Origin of the sequence: Haloferula sp. A504 (assembly GCF_044385805.1) — a bacterium.
Lineage (GTDB): Bacteria > Verrucomicrobiota > Verrucomicrobiia > Verrucomicrobiales > Akkermansiaceae > Haloferula.
Genome location: NZ_JBISBU010000132.1, coordinates 1 through 2,140 on the forward strand (window position 1 = coordinate 1; position 2,140 = coordinate 2,140).

4 protein-coding genes are annotated in these 2,140 nt (G+C 50.7%); 1 reads left to right on the plus strand and 3 read right to left on the minus strand.

What is annotated here, in order from left to right:
• Positions 1-177: 177 nt before the first annotated feature.
• From ACG2LG_RS23725 to ACG2LG_RS23735, 3 genes are all read right to left on the minus strand, one after another.
• The gene (locus tag ACG2LG_RS23725; protein WP_396263329.1) at positions 178-612 is read right to left on the minus strand and encodes a hypothetical protein; all 435 of its coding nucleotides are present in this window, start codon (positions 610-612) and stop codon (positions 178-180) included.
• Positions 613-748: 136 nt separating this feature from the next.
• Positions 749-1,237: a hypothetical protein gene (locus tag ACG2LG_RS23730; protein ID WP_396263331.1), complete on the minus strand. Its 489-nt coding sequence runs from the start codon at positions 1,235-1,237 to the stop codon at positions 749-751.
• A gap of 77 nt (positions 1,238-1,314) precedes the next feature.
• Complete coding sequence (locus tag ACG2LG_RS23735) at positions 1,315-1,758, minus strand: hypothetical protein (RefSeq protein ID WP_396263333.1); 444 nt, start codon at positions 1,756-1,758, stop codon at positions 1,315-1,317.
• Between the two features lie 32 nt (positions 1,759-1,790).
• On the opposite strand from ACG2LG_RS23735, the gene ACG2LG_RS23740 reads away from it, so the two are divergent.
• A partial coding sequence (locus ACG2LG_RS23740) for a hypothetical protein (RefSeq protein WP_396263335.1) occupies positions 1,791-2,140 on the plus strand: 350 nt, incomplete at its 3' end.

The window sequence follows — 2,140 nt, forward strand, 5'->3', positions numbered from 1 at the left end:
AGCCCTTCCCCGAAGTTAAACTATCACTCCCCACGAGTTATGGAAAAAACATCAATTTGCCCCTTGCCAAACAAGCAGCCATAGCAACGTTTGAGGACACAGGACCCCTGACCGGGGGCGAGGCTTCGACTGCGGGTTGAGGGCTGGATGGTCATGACGGCTGGAACTCGCGGCGGGTCAGGGGTTCTGTGCTCCGGCTTGTTGGCATCTTGATCTTGTGAGACTCGGCTTGCCCAGGTCAATCACCCCACGATCCTCCTGCATATCGGCATTCCGGTCTGGGAAATGTCGGAACCACTTGATCACTACTGGGTCGTATCCGTCGCAATACAATTGGATTTGCGCTTCAGGATCGCTCTGAATGGCAGGCCCTCCCAACCAACTGACTTGATATCGAAGATCGGGTGCAACAAAGACCTCTCCCTTCCGATTGGCCGTCTCGGAGAAAGTGTCACCATCGACTGTCACCACCACGGGAGCTCCGGCAATGGGCGCAGCAGTATTGGAATCGGTTAAGGTCGCCCTGATTCCATACCGCTTCACCGAATAGACCGGTGAGCAACCCACGGCGATAATGGATAGTGTAGCCAATGCTAAAGGTGCGTATTTCATTTTCGAGATAAAGTCCAGAGTCTGCCGCATGCTACGGGCAGCGCTCCTTCGGAGTCAAGGTTGAGGTTGTGATTGCCATGGGGCTTTTGAGTCGTAACCGCTATAGTGTTGGCAGCACCGGTCCGGCATGAGGTGACTATCGCTCTCCCAAAATTGCCTTCCATTTTGGGTCTCTCGCGATCCGCTCTTCGGTGCGGACCCAGAAACCTGTCTTATCGAGAGCAATCATTCCATCTGAATCGCGGACAAACATCCCCCGAAAGAACACACGATACGTCTCTTTCTTCTTCCCAGAGTCAAACACATGAATCTCCCATTCCGGAGCTCCTCTCACCTTCTCCGTAGGTCTCCTCCACGCCAACTCGTCCAGATGTTTCTGCATCGTCTGTGTGTCAAACAGTCTTTGATCGACGCCATCTCCTCCAATCAAGGCAATCTCAATCCGAGTTGGTTCTTTATCCAGATTTCCCTGCCGCTTCTTATTGGGGTCAAACATTGAATCAACTCCCCGACCCGCTCGCTTGGCGTCCGCCTGGGCTTGGGCATCCCTGCTCGACTGTTCTTCCTGTGCATGCCCAATCGGACACACGATGATCAAAAAAGCTAGTCCAAACGCGTTTGTCATGGTTCGACGAATCTTTATCTTTGCCAACGTGGAGCATAGTCGACGGCGCGTTAGCGACGTTGACTACTGCGTCTGGTTCAGATCTTTTTTAGGGACTGGATGAATTCAGCTGGAAGTGCACTAAGTAGCTCAGATGGTATAGAATCAGAGTCTTTAATTTCACTTATGCTGTCTTGGTATTTATTGGGTTCAATCGTTCTGAATGTGTATTCCCAGAGGCGAGAGTCTCCGTCGAACATCCAAATTTTGTTTCTACTTTCGATCCAGAACATCCAGGGCTTTCCTGGCTGTAATAAGCCTGCTTTTGGTCCAATGGATTTCTTTCGCTCTGGATCATCTAGCGAGATCGAAAATTGAAGTCGATCGTTGTTCTGTTCGATTAGCACAATACGCTCCGAATTCGACCATTCATATTCGCCTGTGGTTTCAATGAATGATCCAACCGATTTCGTTTCACTAGCCGCATTCGCTAGAGTAGTTAGAGCGGCAAATAAGATTAGGGGTATTATTTTGTATTTCATTCTATTTCTGAACGCCAAAGCTGACTCACCGAATGAGCGAAAATAAGACTATGAAAACACCAATAAACACCGCCGCGAATGAGGTTGATGTCCAGCGACTTGTTCGCGATGCGTTGCGCTACCGTGCGATAAAAGAGCAAATCGAATACGCGGAGGGCGGCGATGGAATGGTATGGGCTACCCTGAATTGGTGTGTCGATGTCTATTCCCTCAGTCCGTCCGACCTCGACGAAGCTATTGATCAGATTCTTCTCGCGAACGTCAGAAGGAATGGCGTCGCGACCCCATGTCGGCGGCACCGATTCCGTTACTCAGATCGAACCACCAATCGGGGTTTTCAACAAGGCCGCTGTGGAGCGTCGCCATCTACGACTTGTTCTGC

Coding starts and splice junctions, on each gene's coding strand:
- ACG2LG_RS23725 (WP_396263329.1), bottom strand. CDS start 612: ATGAAATACGCACCTTTAGCATTGGCTACACTATCCATTATCGCCGTG.
- ACG2LG_RS23730 (WP_396263331.1), bottom strand. CDS start 1,237: ATGACAAACGCGTTTGGACTAGCTTTTTTGATCATCGTGTGTCCGATT.
- ACG2LG_RS23735 (WP_396263333.1), bottom strand. CDS start 1,758: ATGAAATACAAAATAATACCCCTAATCTTATTTGCCGCTCTAACTACT.